Here is a 15,909-nt window from a genome sequence, read left to right as displayed (position 1 = left end):
GATCCGTAAGGTTCGTCGTGTGGCTCCTCGTGTGAACGCTCTCCCCGATCCCGTACGGGACCGCTGGCAGGCGCCGATGCGGCTCGCCCTGGACGAGGCCGCACTGGCCGTCCGGGGCGGTGACGTACCCGTCGGCGCCGTCGTGCTGTCCCCGGACGGCGAGACGGTGCTCGCGCGCGGCCACAACGAACGCGAGGCGGTCGGCGACCCCACCGCGCACGCGGAGGTCCTCGCGCTGCGCCGGGCCGCCGCCGCGCTCGGCTCCTGGCGGCTGCCCGGCTGCACCCTCGTGGTCACCCTGGAGCCGTGCGTGATGTGTGCGGGCGCGCTCGTGCAGTCCCGCGTGGACCGGGTCGTGTACGGCGCCCGCGACGAGAAGGCGGGCGCCGCGGGCTCCCTGTGGGACCTCGTGCGCGACCGGCGGCTCAACCACCGCCCCGAGGTCGTCGAGGGCGTCCTCGCCGACGACTGCGCGCAGCTGCTCACCGTCTTCTTCCGGGGGCGGTAGCGGAGCCCTTCCCGGCGCGGATTCCCGGCGGATTCCCTGCGGATTCCGGGCGGATTCCCGGTCGGCCGAGGTCTGGCCGGGAACGGATTTCAGCGCAGGGCCCACCTTGGGCTAGGATCTCTCTCGGTAGCGTGTCCGAGCGGCCGAAGGAGCTCGCCTCGAAAGCGAGTGTGGCGCAAGTCACCGAGGGTTCAAATCCCTCCGCTACCGCTCTTCAGCACGAAGGGCCCCGTCCTTGAGGACGGGGCCCTTCGTCGTTGTGTGGGGTGTTCGTCAGGGTGCGCGTTGTCCGTCGGGGTGCGCGCTGCTCGTCGTTGCGTGCGCTGTTCGTCAGGGTGCACGTTGTTCGCCGGGGCGCCGACGCCCCGCCCGTGCGAGGGAAGGCCGGGGGAAGCGGCACGGGGGGACAGCCGCTCCCCCCGATGAGGCCCGGCTCTCTCAAGTCCGCGCCGCCACCGGGGGAAAGGGCGGCGCGGACCCCGCAGTGGAGGCCGGTCCCGGCCCGTGGATTCCTGCCAGATCCCGCGGGCTCACCCCCATCCTCCGCCGGGCACCACCGCGACGCCGCAGGCGAAGGGCCCATGGGCGGGGGGTCATTGGTCCTTAAAAACCCGGTGAGTTAGCGCCGCGTTAGACTCGCCCGGCAACAGGCGGCAGCGGCTAGGACAGAGGGCGACGGGGGCGTGGGATGAGCGGAAACGGGGAGGGCACGGCGTGAAGGACCCAAAGAAGCTCATTCTCTTCGTCCTTGTGGTGTTCGTCCTGTACGTGATCATCACCGATCCGGCCAAGGCCGCCGACTACGTACAGGTCGGCTTCGAGGGCATCTCGGACGCCGCCAAGGCCATCGGCGACTTCATGACGTGGGTCGCCAACGGGGGCAAGGACGACTAGGAGCACCTGATGATCCGCCATCTGGTCCTGTTCAAGCTGAACGACGGCGTCGAGCGCGACGACCCGCGCGTCGCCGCGGGCGTGAAGGCCTTCGAGGAGCTCGGCGGCCTCATCCCGGAGCTGTCGTTCTGGGAGTGCGCCTGGAACATCTCCGACCGGCCCATCGCCTACGACTACGCCATCAACTCCGCCGTCGCCGACCCCGACGCGCTCCGGCGCTACCTGGAGCACCCGGCCCACCAGGCGGGCGTCGCGCTCTGGCGCGAGTTCGCGACCTGGGTCATCGCCGACTACGAGTTCTGAGCACGCGCCACCGCTTCTGAGCACGCGCCACCGCGCGCTCCGACGAGCCCCTCGGGGCTTCGACGCGACCGCCCGAGCGGCCCCGCACCTCCAACGGTGCGGGGCCGCTTGCGTTTCCCGGTGCCGCACACCGTCCCACCCCCGTCCCGCTGCCCGTCCCGCCGCCCTCAACACGGAGTTATGGGGTGCTTGCACACAGTGCACATGTCTTGTGATGCTATGACCGCTTTTGACGGATGAGTTGACCAAGCTGATCGAGTCGACCGGTTCGAAGGGGTGGCGTTGACGTTGCCGGCCAGTTCTGCGCCCGAAGCGCCGCCCGCGAAGGGGCCCACGAGCACCCGGGGCGCCGATACGCGGGCCCTCACCCAGGTCCTGTTCGCCCAGCTCAAGGAGCTCGAACCGGGCACCCCCGCGCACGCCCGCGTGCGCGCCGCGCTCATCGAGGCCAACCTGCCGCTCGTGCGGTACGCGGCCGCGCGCTTCCGCAGCCGCAGCGAGCCGATGGAGGACGTCGTCCAGGTCGGCACCATCGGGCTCATCAACGCGATCGACCGGTTCGACCCGGACCGGGGCGTCCAGTTCCCCACCTTCGCCATGCCGACCGTGGTGGGCGAGATCAAGCGCTACTTCCGCGACAACGTGCGCACGGTGCACGTGCCGCGACGTCTGCACGAGCTGTGGGTGCAGGTCACCGGGGCCACGGAGGACCTGACCACGTCCTTCGGGCGCTCCCCGACCACCGCCGAGATCGCCGAGCGACTGCGGATCGGCGAGGACGAGGTCCTCGCCTGCATCGAGGCCGGGCGCTCGTACCACGCGACGTCCCTGGAGGCCGCGCAGGAGGGCGACGGGCTTCCGGGGCTCCTCGACCGGCTCGGGTACGAGGACCCCGCCCTGGACGGCGTCGAGCACCGCGATCTCGTGCGGCATCTGCTCGTGCAGCTGCCCGAGCGCGAGCAGCGCATTCTGCTGCTGCGGTACTACAGTAATCTGACCCAATCTCAGATCAGTGCCGAATTGGGCGTCTCGCAGATGCATGTGTCAAGACTGTTGGCCAGAAGCTTCGCGCGGCTGCGATCCGCAAATCGGATCGAGGCGTAACCGTATCGGGTGGACCGGTCTTTTCGCCGTTGCCGACGGGGAGTTGGGCGAAATCGGCCGAGACCCTCTCTCTCCTGCGGGTACGTCACCCTCACTTGTCGACAAGTCACTACAGCGTGTTGCCGACATGTGACATTCTGCTGGAACCGCGTTTGCCGCAGCTCCGGCTCCGGTATTCAGGTGGAGGCTGCGTTCCTTCGGTGGGCGCAGGCCGCGACCGTCCGCGACCTCAAGGGGGTGGCATGTCCGCAGACCAGGGCAGCTCGAAGGTGCTCACGCTCACGCTCGAAGGCCGCGAGAGCGCGTCCGCGCCCGACGCGCTTCAGGGTTCCGAGGCCACTCCTGCGGCCGCTCCTGCGGCGGCCGTGCCGGAGGCCGCCGTCCCGGCGGCGCCCGAGGCCATCGATACCCGGACCCTGTCCCGCTCCCTCTTCCTGCGGCTCGCCGCGCTCGATCAGGACAGCCCCGAGCGCGCGTATGTCAGAGACACCCTCATCGAGCTCAACCTGCCGCTCGTGCGGTACGCGGCCGCGCGCTTCCGCAGCCGGAACGAGCCGATGGAGGACATCGTCCAGGTCGGCACCATCGGGCTGATCAAGGCCATCGACCGGTTCGACTGCGAGCGCGGGGTCGAGTTCCCGACGTTCGCGATGCCCACCGTGGTCGGGGAGATCAAGCGGTTCTTCCGGGACACGAGTTGGTCGGTGCGGGTGCCTCGGCGGCTCCAGGAGCTGCGGCTCGCGCTCACCAAGGCCAGTGACGACCTCGCGCAGCGGCTCGACCGGTCGCCGACCGTGCCCGAGCTCGCGGCCGTGCTCGGCGTCTCCGAGGAGGACGTCGTCGACGGCCTCGCGGTGGGGAACGCGTACACCGCCTCCTCGCTCGACTCCCCCGCGCCCGAGGACGACGGCGGCGAGGGGTCGCTCGCGGACCGGCTCGGGTACGAGGACACCGCCCTTGAGGGCGTGGAGTACCGGGAGTCGCTGAAGCCGCTGCTTGCGAAGCTGCCGCCGCGGGAGCGGCGGATCATCATGCTCCGGTTCTTTGCGAACATGACGCAGTCGCAGATCGGTGAGGAGGTCGGGATCTCGCAGATGCATGTGTCCCGGCTGCTCACCCGGACCCTGGCCCAGCTCCGCGAAGGGCTCATCTCCGACTGAGGTTCGGCCTTCCCGGCGGCTGGCGTTCGGCCTTCCCGGCGGCTGGCGTTCGGCCTTCCCGGCGGCTGGCGTTCGGCCTTCCCGGCTGCTGGCGTTCGGCCTTCCCGTGCCCGCCGTTGTCTGGCGCTCTGCGACCGTTGTGCGGCGGGGCCGCGCCGGTATGTCCGTCCTCGCCCGTCACGTGCGCGGGGCGGACTCCCGTGCGGGGCGGTGCCGTTGCTGTGGCTGCGGGCGGACATACCGGCACGTCCCCTCGCGTTTCGTTGGCGGCCGTCCCCCGGTGGGTTCCATGTTCGGCGATCGGTGCCCGTGGGTTCCTAATTGACGGTGTGTCAGTCACACTTGCGCGATGCGTCGGAGACTCGTGGGTTTTCCGGTTGTTGTGGTGTGTCTGGGGTTCGTCGTCTCGTGCGGGGGTGGGGCGCGGGATGGATACGTCGCCTCTGAGGCTTCCCCGTCCGTCAAAGCCGTCGCTCCGCGTGGGGGCGTTTCCTTCGAGGCCCTCGACCGGCCTCGGGAGCGGCCTTCGCCGTCCTTCTCGAAGAGGCGCTCTTCCGGTGGGCCTCCGGGGAGTTCCGCGCCTTCCGTCTCGCCTTCCCGCGGCGAGCGTTCGCCGCGTGTGAGGGACTCGCGTGCGCCTGCGCCCGGTGCGTCCGGTTCGCCGTCCGCGCCTCGGCCCTCCTCTTCCGCCGGGGAAGGCGGCGAGCCCGGGCGGCCCGGGGCCTCTCACGGGTCGCCGGGGCCGGTGAGGCCGGCCGTGGTGGAGGTGGGGGCGCCCGTGCGGGAGGCAGGGGCGCGGCGGTGGTGTGAGGACGTGACGCTGGTGCTGCGGAACACCGGTGGGGCGGCCGTGCGGTCGGGGACCGTGGAGTTCGGGACGCACATCATCGGGGCGCTCGGGGTCGACTGGGGGAGCGTGGAGTCGACGGTGAAGATGCCCGCGCCCATACGGGGCGGGCAGAGCGTCAGGAAGACTTGGCCGGTTTGTGTCGACGCGTGGCGTGTTCCCTGGGGGATGCACGTGGAGACGCGCGACGTGGACGTGGACTGGCGGTAGTTACTTCAGGGCCAGCCAGGCCACGGCCGCGACGATGACGATCGCCGCCACGACCCCGACGATCAGGCCGATGCGCGGGCCCGCGGGGGCCTGCTGCGGGCGGGAGCGGCCCTGCGGGGGCTCGTCGACGAAGGCGCGGAACATCTGCGTGGAGCCCGCGGGGTCGTGCTGGCCCTCGGGACCCTGCGGGGCATGGGGGTTGTGTGCCATGGGGCAGGACCCTAGCGAATCCTGGGTGGTCCGCCCAACCCCCCTCTGACCGGGGACTTTACAGAGGGGGGTACTGGGCTTTGCCAGGGTTTTAGGGGGTGGGGGCCCATTTCGTTTGCCTGTGGCAACCAACTGCTTTTATCGTTGCCCTAAGCAACGAAAGCGAGGGTGCCGTGGCCGCTCAGCGTCAGTACGAGGAGCTGGCCCGCCAGCTCAGCGCCATCGGCGCCGTCAAACGCGACCTCGCCCGGATCCTGCCGCACGACTGCCCGGCGGGCTCGGCGGCCGTCCTGACCCTGCTGAGCCGCTACGGCGAGATGCGCATGGGCCGGCTCGCGGAGCTGCTCGCCGTCGACATGTCGGTGACCAGCCGGCACGTGGCGCACGTCGCGGAGCGGGGGTGGATCGACCGGTCCCCCGACCCCACCGACAAGCGCTCGCGCATCCTGCGCCTCACCCCTGCCGGCGAACGGCAGCTGGAAGTGCTCTCCGCGTGCACGTCCCGGCTGCTCGCCGAGCGGCTCAGCGACTGGTCCGACGACGAAGTCGGCCTGCTCATCGCGTTGATGGCCCGGCTCCGCGACAGCTTCGGGGACTGCAGGTCCGCCGCGCCGCGCGTCGCGGCACCCACCCGTACACCCGCGTAAGAACCAGGAGAAGGAACCCCATGGCAACATCCACACCGTCCGGTGTGCGGGGCAGCCATGCCAAGCACGGAGGGCATCCGCACGACAGTGCGCCGATGACCCACCGCCAGATCATGGAGGCTCTCTCCGGCCTGCTGCTCGGCATGTTCGTCGCGATCCTGTCGTCGACGATCGTCTCCAACGCCCTGCCCGAGATCATCGGCGACCTCGGCGGCGGGCAGTCCGCCTACACCTGGGTCGTCACCGCCGCCCTGCTGTCCATGACGGCCAGTACGCCCCTGTGGGGCAAGCTGTCCGATCTGTTCAGCAAGAAGGCGCTCGTTCAGATCGCCCTCGTCATCTATGTCCTCGGCTCCGTCGTGGCCGGGCTCTCGCAGAACGCGGGCATGCTCATCGCCTGCCGCGTGGTGCAGGGCATCGGCGTCGGCGGTCTGTCCGCGCTCGCGCAGATCGTCATGGCCGCGATGATCGCCCCGCGCGAGCGCGGGCGCTACTCCGGCTATCTGGGCGCCACCTTCGCCGTCGCCACCGTCGGCGGGCCGCTGCTCGGCGGCGTCATCACCGACACCTCCTGGCTCGGCTGGCGCTGGTGCTTCTACGTGGGCGTGCCGTTCGCCGTCATCGCTCTCGTGGTGCTGCAGAAGACTCTGAAGCTACCCGTGGTCAAGCGGGACGTGAAGGTCGACTGGGGCGGTGCCCTGCTCATCTCGGGCGCCGTGTCCCTGCTGCTCGTCTGGATCACCTTCGCGGGCAGCGGCGCCGGCAAGAAGTACGAGTGGCTGTCGTGGCAGACGTACACGATGGTCGGCGGCGCGGTCCTGCTCGGGCTGCTGTTCCTGCTCGTGGAGTCGCGGGCCAGCGAGCCGATCATCCCGCTGCGGCTCTTCCGGAACCGGACCATCACGCTCGCCTCGGCGGCCTCGCTGTTCGTGGGCGTCGCGATGTTCACCGGCACCGTGTTCTTCAGCCAGTACTTCCAGCTGGCCCGGGGCGAGTCGCCGACCATGTCGGGCGTGCTGACCATCCCGATGATCGGTGGGCTGTTCGTCTCCTCGACCGTCTCGGGGCAGCTCATCACCAAGACCGGGAAGTGGAAGGCCTGGCTGGTGAGCGGCGGTGTGCTGCTGACCGCCGGGCTCGGGCTCCTCGGCACCATGCGCTACGACACCCCGTACTGGCACATCGCCGTCTACATGGCCCTGATGGGTCTCGGCATCGGCATGATGATGCAGAACCTGGTGCTGTGCACCCAGAATCAGGTGGATCCCGAGGACATCGGTGCCGCGAGTTCCGTGGTGACCTTCTTCCGGTCGCTCGGTGGGGCCATGGGGGTGTCCGCACTCGGTGCGGTGATGTCCACGCGGATCACCGACTACGTGAAGGACGGCATCGCCGATCTCGGCCCGCAGGGCGCCGCGTTCGGGCACGGCGGGACCGCCGGTGGCGGGATCCCCGATCTGGACGAGCTGCCCGCGCCGTTCCGCACCGTCATGGAGAGCGCGTACGGGCACGGCATCGCCGACGTCTTCCTGATCGCGGCGCCCATCGCCTTCGTCGCCTTCCTGATCACCCTGTTCATCAAGGAGGTTCCGCTGCGGTCCGCCGGGGCGGCGGCCGCGTCCGTGGAGTCCGCTCCGGCGGCCGTGGCCGCCCCGGCCGCCGGTTCCGCTCCGCAGGCTCCGGTCGCCGTCGAGGAGCCCGTGCTCGCCGCCGTCGCCGCTGCCGCGGAGGGCGAGCCCGCCGTCCGGGCCTCCGCCGCCGCGCCGTCGGGCGTTCCCGCGGCCGGGAGCGGGATTCCGGTACGCGGCTTCGTGCGCGGCGCCGAGAGCGCGCCCGTGCCCGGCTCCGCGGTCACCCTGATCTCGCTCGGCGGGCAGCAGCTCGGGCGCTCGGTGGCGCGGGCCGACGGCTCGTACGCCGTGGACGCGCCCGGCGCCGGGTCGTACGTGCTCATCGCGGCCGCCGACGGGTTCCAGCCGCAGGCCTCGACCGTCGTGGTCGGCGACGAGCCGCTCGCGTACGACGTGCTCCTGAGCGGGACCAGCGGGCTCAGCGGCGTCGTGCGGACCGCCGAGGGCAAGCAGCCGCTGCCCGGCGCGCTGGTCGTCGTGACCGATGTGCGGGGCGACGTCCTCGCCACCGGGGCCTGTGACGAGCAGGGCGCGTTCGCCTTCGGCGAGCTCGTGCCGGGGACCGTCACCGTCGCCGTGAACGCGGCCGGGCACCGGCCCGTGGCCCTGCCCGTCGAGGTCGCCGCCGTGGGCGTCACCCGGGTCGAGGCCGAACTGCGGCCCGGCGCTCGGGTGCTCGGCACCGTGCGGGCCGCCGGAGAGCCGCTCGCCGACGCGCGGGTCACCCTCGTGGACGCGGCGGGCAACGTCGTGGCGAGCGCGACCACCGGGACGGACGGGGCGTACGCCTTCACCGACCTGGACGGCGGCGAGTACACCGTGATCGCCGCCGGATACCCGCCGGTGGCCACCGCCCTCGTCGTCGCCGGGGACGGCGTCGACGGGCACGAGATCGAGCTCGCCCACCCGGGCGAGTGACCGACCCCGGTCCGGGGCGGTGCCGGCACCCAATGGCAGGGGACGGCCAGCCGGCGCCGCCCCGGACCGGACCTTCACATCGAGCAGTGACAGAGCAAACGGGAGTTGTGGGATGGGGATCAGCGCGCGCGTACGCACCCGGGACGGGTGGGCGGTGCCGGGTGCCGTCGTGACCGTCACGGACATGACGGGGGCGCAGCTGCTGCGCGTGGACGCGGACGCGGAGGGCGTGGTGCGGGACGCCACCGCGCTCGCGGCCGGTCCGTACACCGTCATCGTGACCGCCGTCGGGTACGCGCCCGCCGCGGCCACCGCCCTGGTCACCGCGAGCGGCCGCGCCGACGTGGGCGAGGTGGTGCTCGCCCGCGCGGGCGGCGCCGAGCTGCCCGCGGCCGGGCCGTGGACGATCGACCCCGCCCACTCCACCGTGGGCGCGGTCGCCCAGCACCTGGGGATCTCCAGCGTGCACGGGCGGTTCACCGCGTTCTCGGGGCGCGTGGACATCGCCGACGACCTGGCGAAGTCGCGCGTGGAGGCCGTGATCCGGGCCGCCTCCATCGACACGGGCAACGGCCCGCGCGACGCACACCTGAAGGGCCCGGACTTCCTGGACGCGGCGGCGTACCCGGAGATCACCTACCGGTCCACGGACCTGGAGCCCGCCGGGGCCGACCGCTGGACCGTGCGCGGCGACCTCGCCCTGCGCGGCGTCGTCCGGCCCGTGGACCTCGACCTGACCTACCTCGGCACCGGCCCCGACCCGTGGGGCGGCACCCGCGCCGCCTTCCGCGCCACCGCCGAGCTGCGGCGCGAGGACTTCGCCATGCACTACAACCAGGTCGTACGGGCCGGGATCGCCGCGATCGGTACGACGCTGCGGGTGGAGCTCGACATCCAGGCGGTGCGCGGCGAGGAGCTGCCGGGCGCCTAGCCGGGGGCGCCTGGGGGGGGGCGGGGCCGGTGTCAGGGCCGGGACAGGAGGCCCTCGATGCCCGCGATCAGGAGGTCGAGCGCGGTCTCGAAGTCCCGCTCCCACATCTCGACGACCGTGGCCTCGGTACGGGAGTTCATCAGCTCCCGGGCGCTGCGGATCGTCTCGTTGCCCGGCATCTCCTCGTTCACCGTGCCGACGGCGTCGCGGAAGTACTCCTCCAGCGTCATCCCGGCCTCGTTGCAGCGCGCGATGAAGTGGCCCTCCATCGTGCCGTAGCCGTACACGAACTGGAACACCGCGGCGATCGCGCCGTTGCGCTGCTGGGGCGCGAGGCCGGTGTTCCGCACGGCCTGCTGCACGGCGAGGGAGTACCGCAGCCAGTTCGGGCCGATGTTCAGGAACTGGCCGACCAGCGGCGAGACCCACGGGTGGCGGATCAGCAGCGCCCGGTAGGCCCGCGCGAGGTCGCGCAGCTGTGCGCGCCACGCGGCCGGGTCGGTCGTGGTGTCGGGCAGGCGCACCTCGGCGCAGACCGAGTCCAGGGCGAGTTCGAGCAGGTCGTCCTTGGTGTCCACGTACCAGTACAGGGACATCGCCGTGACCTCGAGCTCCGCGGCGAGGCGGCGCATGGAGAACTTGGCGAGCCCCTCCGCGTCCAGGAGCCGGACCGTGGCCTCGGTGATGCGGTCCCGGTCGAGGCCGGACGGCTGGTCGCCCTTGCGGCCGGAGCCGCGCCGGGCCTTGCTCTCCAGCCAGACACTCGTGCGCGCCGTTCGCTTCGTGCGGTCGGCTGCCTTCACCATGGCGCACCTTCCTGGTACAGGTCCTGTTCCCGACGGTACGGCCGGGCGGGCCGCGACACGCAGGTCCGCCCGGCTTCGATGCTATGCGGGCGCCCGGTCCGCGGGGCCGTGCGGGCGCCCGGCCCGCGCAGCCCCGCGGACGCGCGGCCCACCGGGCTACGCGGACGCGCCCTCCACGGCACCTCGCGCGCCCTGATCCGAGTCTGCCCGCCCGGCCCGCCACAGCAACGCCGCCGCGAGGGCGCCGCCGAGGAAGACCGCGGCCGCGCCGACGAGCTGGCTGGTCTCCAGGCCCGAGGCGAACGCGTCGGAGATGCGCTCCCGCTCGCCCGCCGAGCCCGCCGCGGCCATGGCCGCGGGGAAGGAGGTGGCGGAGACCGCGACGAGCGCCGCGAAGCGGGCGTTGAGGACGGCCCCGAGGACCGCCACGCCGAGGCCGTTGCCGAACTCCGCGAGCGTGCCGTTGACGCCCGCGCCCACGCCCGCCTTCTCCGGCGGGATCGCGCCCATGATCGCGTTGGCCATCGCGGGCATGGAGAACGAGATGCCCGCGCCCATCAGGACGAGCCCGGCGAACATGCCCGAGTAGGCGTGGGCGCCGAACACCGCGATCACCACGAGTCCGCCCGCCATCATGGTCATGCCGGTCAGGATCGTGCCGGGCGTGCCCAGCTTGGCGTGCAGGCGCGCGCCGAGGCCCACCGTGTTCAGGACGACCACGGCGACCGCGAGCGGCGCGGTGCGCAGCCCGGCCTCAAGAGGTTCGTAGCCGAGGACGAACTGGAGGTGCTGGGTGAGCAGATAGAGCGAGCCGCCCATGCCGAAGGCGACCAGGACCGCGCCGGTCACCGCGCCCACGAACTGCTTGTTCCGGAAGAAGTGCATGTCCAGCATCGGGTACGGGATCCGCAGTTCGTAGACCGCGAACCCGGCCAGGACGCCCACGCCCACACCCGCCGCGACCAGGACGTGCGCCGACGTCCAGCCGTGCTCGGGCCCGGAGATGATCGCGTACACGACCGAGGCCATGCCGATCGTCGAGAGCACCGCGCCGACCAGGTCGGGCCGGTCGCCCTGCGGGTTCTTGGACTCGGGGACCAGGCGGACCACCGCGATGACGCCGAGCAGCGCCACCGGGATGTTGATCAGGAAGATCGAGCCCCACCAGAAGTGGTTCAGCATGAAGCCGCCGAGCAGCGGACCGGCCGCGAAGCCGAGGGAGTTCACGGTCGCCCACAGGCCGATCGCCCGCACCCGCTCGTCCTCGTCGAAGATCTGCACGACGACGGCGAGCGTGGTGGTCATCAGGAGCGCGCCGCCGATGCCCATCCCGGCGCGGGCCGCGACGAGCTGCGTGGCGGACTGCGCGAGGCCCGCCGCGAGCGAGCCGAGGCCGAACAGGACGAGGCCCGCGGTCAGCATCTTCTTGCGGCCGTAGCGGTCCGCCGCGCTGCCCGCCGTGAGCAGCAGGCCGGACTGGACGAGCGAGTACGCGTTGATCATCCACTGGATGTCGGACGACGTGGCGTCGAGCTCGCGGGTGAGCGAGGGGATGGCGACGCTCAGGACGGTGTTGTCGAGCAGCACCGTGAGCTGGGCGAGGCAGATGACGCCCAGGATCAGCCAGCGCTGCGGGTGCCGGTCCCGGGGCGCGGCGGCCGCCTCGGGGGGCTCGGCGGTGGTCGCCGTCATGGCGGCTCCTTCTCTTCTACGGTGCATGAGGCCGAATGCGTCATACACCGTAGAGGAGCCGCCTTACGCTGTACAAGAAGTTTTCGGAGGGTCTCACTCCTTCGGCCGAGTCGGGTGCGGAGGGAGTGGAGGGCGGAAGTTCAAGCCCGTCCGGCGTTTGAGGACGAGCGCGGAGCGCGACAGTGCCCCGGCCGAGAGCCGGGCCCGGGCCGGGGGCCCGGCTGCGCCCCCACTGCCCACGGCGCCCGAGGCGTTACGCCGCCACCGGGGCGGGCTTGATCAGGTAGCCCGCGCCCCGCCGGGTGTGGATCATCGGCTCGCGGCCCGCGTCGATCTTCCGGCGCAGATACGAGATGTACAGCTCGACGACGTTGGCCTGGCCGCCGAAGTCGTAGCTCCACACCCGGTCGAGGATCTGCGCCTTGCTGAGCACGCGCCGCGGATTGCGCATCAAGTACCGCAGCAGCTCGAACTCGGTGGCGGTGAGGTGGATGGACTGCCCGCCGCGCGTCACCTCGTGGCTGTCCTCGTCGAGGGTGAGGTCACCGACCGCGAGCACGGACTCGCTGCGGCGCCCGGCGCCCGCCCCGGTCCGCCGGATCAGGCCGCGCAGCCGGGCGACGACCTCCTCCAGGCCGAACGGCTTGGTGACGTAGTCGTCGCCGCCCGCCGTGAGCCCGGCGATCCGGTCCTCGACGGCGTCCTTGCCGGTGAGGAACAGCACCGGCACCTCCGGGAGTTCCCGCCGCAGCCGCCCGAGCAGGGACAGGCCGTCCGTGTCGGCCAGCATCATGTCGAGCACGACGACGTCCGGCCGGAAGCTCCGTGCGGCCCGCACGGCCCCCAGCCCGTCGGTGGCGCTGCGGATCTCCCAGCCCTCGTAGCGCAGGGCCATGGACAGCAGCTCGGTGAGCGACACCTCGTCGTCCACGACGAGCACGCGGACGGGACTCCCGTCCGGCCTGAGCAGTTCGGTACGCCCCTGGGGCGAGGTCGTGGTCATGCCTTCAGCGTGGGCGCGGGGGGTGAGAGGGGGCTTGCGGGTTCCTGTGAATTCCCTAAGAAGGGCGTGGGGAGCGGTGGGAGGGGGGCTTTCGGCTCGGCGGAGGCGGGTGTCGGGCGCGGCGGGAGGCCGGGCCTCGGGCCGGGTGAGGCCGGAGCCCGGGCGGGAGGGGCGGCCGGGCCCCGGGCGGGAGGCGGCCGACCTGCCCGGGGCCCAGGGGTGTCCCGCCCGGGGCAGGCACTGTCCCGCCCGCGCGGGCCGTCACTCCAGCCCGAACAGCCTCGCCCCGTTCCCGTGGCACACCCCCCTGAGCCACGCGTCCCCGAGGCCGAGCCGCTCCAGGGACTCCAGCTGATGCCCGTACCCGTAGGGGATGTTGGGGAAGTCCGTGCCGAGCAGCACCCGGTCGCCGAGGTCCGCGAGCCGTGCCAGCTCCCCGCGCGGGAACGGCGACTCCCGCTCGCTGAAGTCCGTGAACGCCATCGTCGTGTCGAGCCGCACCTCCCCGTACCGCTCGGCCAGGTCGAGGAAGTCCGCGTACTCCGGCATGCCCATGTGCGCCACGACGAGCCGCAGCCGGGGGTGGCGTGCGAGCAGCCGCCCCACCGGCTCGGGTCCGGTGTGCTTGCCGGGTGCGGGCCCGGAACCGCAGTGCATCACCACCGGCGTGCCGGTGTCGGCGAGCAGCCCCCACGCCGGGTCCAGCAGCGGGTCGTTCGGGTCGTACGCCCCCACCTGTATGTGCGCCTTGAACACCCGGGCCCCGGCCTCGACCGCCCCCCGCACATAGCCCTCGACGCCGGGCTCCGGGAACAGGGTGGCCGTGTGCAGACAGTCCGGCGTACGGGCCGCGAAGTCCACCGCCCAGCCGTTGAGCCAGCGGGCCATGCCCGGCTTGTGCGGATAGAGCATCGCCGTGAAGGCCCGCACTCCGAACTCCCGCAGCACGGCGAGCCGTCGCTCCTCGTCGTGCCGGTACGCGATGGGCCACTCGCGGTTCGTCAGGGGACCGACTCCGTCGAAGTACGCCCACACCTTGGCGAGGACGCGCTCCGGCATGAAGTGCGTGTGCACGTCGACGAGCCCCGGCAGCCCGAGCCTCCGCCAGAACCCGACCACGGCCTCGACTTCGCCGGGCCCACCCGGCCTTGCCGAGCCCGTGGCCTCCGCCGGCAGAATGGGCTCACCGGGCTCACCGGGCTCACCGGGCCCACCGGGCCCACCGGGCTCTCCGGGCTCTCCGGGCTCTCCGGGCTCTCCGGGCTCTCCGGGCTCTCCGGGCTCTCCGGGCTCTCCGGGCTCTCCGGGCTCTCCGGGCTCACGAGGCTGACCGAACTCACCAGACCTACTGGGCTCGCCAGACTCATCAGCTCCACTGAGCCCACCAGGCCCACCAGACCCACTGGACCAACCTGACTCACCGAGCTCACCCAAAGGCCCCTCCGGGCCCTCCCCGTCGCCTTCCTCCCGGTCGCGCCCTCGCTCCCCCGCCTCACTCGCCACCGTCGGCCACCCCCGCTGCCCGCTCCCGCCCGTAACTCCGCTCCACCTTGGCCACGTGCACCACGTACCGCTCGTACCACTCCTCCCGGCCGCGCTTCCGCGCCTCCCGGTGCTCCGGGTCGTCCCGCCACGCCTTGACCGCGTCCAGGTCCCGGAAGTACGCGACGGTGATCCCGAGCCCGCCGGGCGTCCGCGCCGAGTCGGCGCCGAGGAAGCCCGGGACCTGCGCCACCCGTTCGTCCATGCGCTGCGCGGTCTCCCCGTAGCCGTGGTCCCCGTCGGTGCGCAGGGCGGTGAACACGACCGAGTAGTACGGCGGTTCGAAGGGCCCGACGGGCCCGGCCACCTCAGGTATCCCACGGCCGCCGGGCTCGTGCTCCGTCAGCTCCTCAGCAGCCAGCTCGCCCTCAGTCGACTCGTCAGCAATCAGCGCGTGATCAGTCATGGCACCCACCGTCACCGGCGGCCGAACCCCCTGTCCACCTCCGGGAGCCCGCCTTGCCGAACGGGCAGCCAGTTTTGACCTTCCGGTCAGCGAACGGGGGTGGGGGACCGCAGGGGCAGGCCGCCGCCAGGGCCGGGGCCCCGCAGGGGCAAGCCGTGCCGAGGCTCAGAACAACCCGCCCTGCACCGCAGGCACCCCCCGCACCGGAACCGTCACCCCCGCTTCCTCCGCCACCGCTTCCAGCCGCCACCCGCTCAACACCCTCCCGTCGACGACCACCACGCCCCCGCGCCCCGCCCCCTCCCGCACCTCCAGATGCAGATCGGGCCCCGCCGCCCCGACCAGCGCGCCCGCGACCACGCCCCCGTCCACGAGCTCGACGACCACCCCCGTCGCCTGCCCGAGCGCGCGCCCGAACACTGCCGCGTGGTCGACGCACGCGTACGGCAGCCGCTCCAGCGAGTCGGGCCACCCGCCGAGGCCGCTCGCCCTCCGGTGCAGCTCCGCCAGCTCGCGGGCCCGCTCGGCCGGGGACGGCAGCCGCGCCCGCAGGGCCCGCTTGCGCGCGTACGGAACCCGGTCCGGCACGCCGAGCCCGGTGCGCAGCAGCTCCTCGGTGCGGCGGGCGGCCATCAACGGGCCGCGCCCCAGCCAGCTGTACGCCACCGCCCCCTGCTCGAGCAGCCGCGTGCCGCCCCGCTCGACCCGCGTGATGCCGACCTTCACCACGCCGGGGCCGAACCACGCCACGTACACGTGATACGGCCGTGGATCGTCGGCGAAGGTGTCCGCCGCGACCGAGTGCGCCCGGTCGACGCGGGCGCACTCCTCGCACTGCCCGCGCGTGGCCCGCGCCGCCACCGCCGCGCCCACCGGACACGGGGCCCACCGTCCGCCGCGCCGCACCCCGAGGCACCGCCGCCCGCCCCGGGCACGGAAGGCGAGCACGGTCCCGTACTCCGGCGCGCTCTCGCGCGGCTCCCGTCCGGGCGCGTACCAGCCGAGGGCGGGCCTGCCCTCCGCGTGCCACCGCACCCCCGTGCACCACCACGTCATACGACCGAGCATGACGCACACCACTGACAACGAGGCGGGAC

Annotated in this window: 16 protein-coding genes and 1 tRNA gene; 9 read left to right on the top strand and 8 right to left on the bottom strand. The window is 72.5% G+C overall.

Features of this window, described 5'->3' with window-relative positions; genetic code table 11:
• Positions 1–76 precede the first annotated feature (76 nt).
• The 6 genes from tadA to AC5WAM_RS21410 all read left to right on the top strand — a co-directional run bounded on the left by tadA (position 77) and on the right by AC5WAM_RS21410 (position 3,969).
• Positions 77–508, top strand: coding sequence for a tRNA adenosine(34) deaminase TadA (tadA, locus tag AC5WAM_RS21435; protein WP_495523623.1), 432 nt, complete (start codon positions 77–79; stop codon positions 506–508).
• A 125-nt stretch (positions 509–633) separates the two neighbouring features.
• A tRNA-Ser gene (locus AC5WAM_RS21430) sits at positions 634–718 on the top strand.
• A gap of 504 nt (positions 719–1,222) precedes the next feature.
• Positions 1,223–1,402, top strand: coding sequence for a hypothetical protein (locus tag AC5WAM_RS21425; protein WP_030677182.1), 180 nt, complete (start codon positions 1,223–1,225; stop codon positions 1,400–1,402).
• A gap of 9 nt (positions 1,403–1,411) precedes the next feature.
• Positions 1,412–1,705 (top strand): Dabb family protein, encoded by a 294-nt coding sequence (locus AC5WAM_RS21420; RefSeq protein ID WP_366790882.1) that lies wholly within the window; start codon positions 1,412–1,414, stop codon positions 1,703–1,705.
• Positions 1,706–1,981: 276 nt separating this feature from the next.
• Positions 1,982–2,809, top strand: a complete 828-nt coding sequence (locus AC5WAM_RS21415) for an RNA polymerase sigma factor SigF (RefSeq protein ID WP_138960561.1) — start codon at positions 1,982–1,984, stop codon at positions 2,807–2,809.
• Positions 2,810–3,051: 242 nt separating this feature from the next.
• Positions 3,052–3,969: an RNA polymerase sigma factor SigF gene (locus AC5WAM_RS21410; protein ID WP_366790881.1), complete on the top strand. Its 918-nt coding sequence runs from the start codon at positions 3,052–3,054 to the stop codon at positions 3,967–3,969.
• 726 nt (positions 3,970–4,695) lie between these two features.
• Here the strand turns inward: AC5WAM_RS21410 and AC5WAM_RS21405 are convergent.
• Entirely contained in the window at positions 4,696–4,917 is a 222-nt protein-coding gene (locus AC5WAM_RS21405) for a hypothetical protein (RefSeq protein WP_366790880.1), read from the bottom strand.
• Between the two features lie 109 nt (positions 4,918–5,026).
• On the bottom strand, positions 5,027–5,236 hold the full coding sequence (locus AC5WAM_RS21400; protein ID WP_030677166.1) for a hypothetical protein: 210 nt from the start codon (positions 5,234–5,236) through the stop codon (positions 5,027–5,029).
• 173 nt (positions 5,237–5,409) lie between these two features.
• Between AC5WAM_RS21400 and AC5WAM_RS21395 the strand changes: the two genes are divergently transcribed.
• The 3 genes from AC5WAM_RS21395 (at position 5,410) to AC5WAM_RS21385 (ending at position 9,363) form a co-directional block, all read left to right on the top strand.
• Positions 5,410–5,883, top strand: coding sequence for a MarR family winged helix-turn-helix transcriptional regulator (locus tag AC5WAM_RS21395; RefSeq protein WP_366790879.1), 474 nt, complete (start codon positions 5,410–5,412; stop codon positions 5,881–5,883).
• 95 nt (positions 5,884–5,978) lie between these two features.
• Positions 5,979–8,432: an MFS transporter gene (locus AC5WAM_RS21390; protein WP_495518515.1), complete on the top strand. Its 2,454-nt coding sequence runs from the start codon at positions 5,979–5,981 to the stop codon at positions 8,430–8,432.
• Positions 8,433–8,544: 112 nt separating this feature from the next.
• The gene (locus tag AC5WAM_RS21385) at positions 8,545–9,363 is read left to right on the top strand and encodes a YceI family protein (protein WP_495518514.1); all 819 of its coding nucleotides are present in this window, start codon (positions 8,545–8,547) and stop codon (positions 9,361–9,363) included.
• Positions 9,364–9,395: 32 nt separating this feature from the next.
• Here the strand turns inward: AC5WAM_RS21385 and AC5WAM_RS21380 are convergent, their stop codons facing one another.
• The 6 genes from AC5WAM_RS21380 to AC5WAM_RS21355 form a co-directional block, all read right to left on the bottom strand.
• Entirely contained in the window at positions 9,396–10,169 is a 774-nt protein-coding gene (locus tag AC5WAM_RS21380) for a TetR/AcrR family transcriptional regulator (protein ID WP_495518513.1), read from the bottom strand.
• A gap of 156 nt (positions 10,170–10,325) precedes the next feature.
• Positions 10,326–11,861, bottom strand: coding sequence for an MFS transporter (locus AC5WAM_RS21375; RefSeq protein WP_495518512.1), 1,536 nt, complete (start codon positions 11,859–11,861; stop codon positions 10,326–10,328).
• A 253-nt stretch (positions 11,862–12,114) separates the two neighbouring features.
• On the bottom strand, positions 12,115–12,864 hold the full coding sequence (locus tag AC5WAM_RS21370) for a response regulator transcription factor (RefSeq protein ID WP_366790873.1): 750 nt from the start codon (positions 12,862–12,864) through the stop codon (positions 12,115–12,117).
• 261 nt (positions 12,865–13,125) lie between these two features.
• Positions 13,126–14,040, bottom strand: a complete 915-nt coding sequence (locus AC5WAM_RS21365; RefSeq protein WP_495523622.1) for an amidohydrolase family protein — start codon at positions 14,038–14,040, stop codon at positions 13,126–13,128.
• Between the two features lie 316 nt (positions 14,041–14,356).
• Positions 14,357–14,812, bottom strand: a complete 456-nt coding sequence (locus tag AC5WAM_RS21360) for an antibiotic biosynthesis monooxygenase family protein (protein WP_495518511.1) — start codon at positions 14,810–14,812, stop codon at positions 14,357–14,359.
• 165 nt (positions 14,813–14,977) lie between these two features.
• The gene (locus AC5WAM_RS21355; RefSeq protein WP_495523621.1) at positions 14,978–15,868 is read right to left on the bottom strand and encodes a DUF2797 domain-containing protein; all 891 of its coding nucleotides are present in this window, start codon (positions 15,866–15,868) and stop codon (positions 14,978–14,980) included.
• Positions 15,869–15,909: the final 41 nt, after the last annotated feature.

The organism is Streptomyces sp. JLYT201 (genome assembly GCF_059448825.1).
The sequence above is the reverse complement of the archived record's forward strand: the minus strand, read 5'-3'. Positions and strand labels throughout refer to the sequence as shown.

Coding starts and splice junctions, on each gene's coding strand:
- tadA (WP_495523623.1), top strand. CDS start 77: ATGCGGCTCGCCCTGGACGAGGCCGCACTGGCCGTCCGGGGCGGTGAC.
- AC5WAM_RS21420 (WP_366790882.1), top strand. CDS start 1,412: ATGATCCGCCATCTGGTCCTGTTCAAGCTGAACGACGGCGTCGAGCGC.
- AC5WAM_RS21410 (WP_366790881.1), top strand. CDS start 3,052: ATGTCCGCAGACCAGGGCAGCTCGAAGGTGCTCACGCTCACGCTCGAA.
- AC5WAM_RS21405 (WP_366790880.1), bottom strand. CDS start 4,917: ATGGGCGCGGGCATCTTCACCGTCGACTCCACGCTCCCCCAGTCGACC.
- AC5WAM_RS21400 (WP_030677166.1), bottom strand. CDS start 5,236: ATGGCACACAACCCCCATGCCCCGCAGGGTCCCGAGGGCCAGCACGAC.
- AC5WAM_RS21390 (WP_495518515.1), top strand. CDS start 5,979: ATGACCCACCGCCAGATCATGGAGGCTCTCTCCGGCCTGCTGCTCGGC.
- AC5WAM_RS21385 (WP_495518514.1), top strand. CDS start 8,545: ATGGGGATCAGCGCGCGCGTACGCACCCGGGACGGGTGGGCGGTGCCG.
- AC5WAM_RS21380 (WP_495518513.1), bottom strand. CDS start 10,169: ATGGTGAAGGCAGCCGACCGCACGAAGCGAACGGCGCGCACGAGTGTC.
- AC5WAM_RS21375 (WP_495518512.1), bottom strand. CDS start 11,861: ATGACGGCGACCACCGCCGAGCCCCCCGAGGCGGCCGCCGCGCCCCGG.
- AC5WAM_RS21370 (WP_366790873.1), bottom strand. CDS start 12,864: ATGACCACGACCTCGCCCCAGGGGCGTACCGAACTGCTCAGGCCGGAC.
- AC5WAM_RS21360 (WP_495518511.1), bottom strand. CDS start 14,812: ATGACTGATCACGCGCTGATTGCTGACGAGTCGACTGAGGGCGAGCTG.
- AC5WAM_RS21355 (WP_495523621.1), bottom strand. CDS start 15,868: ATGACGTGGTGGTGCACGGGGGTGCGGTGGCACGCGGAGGGCAGGCCC.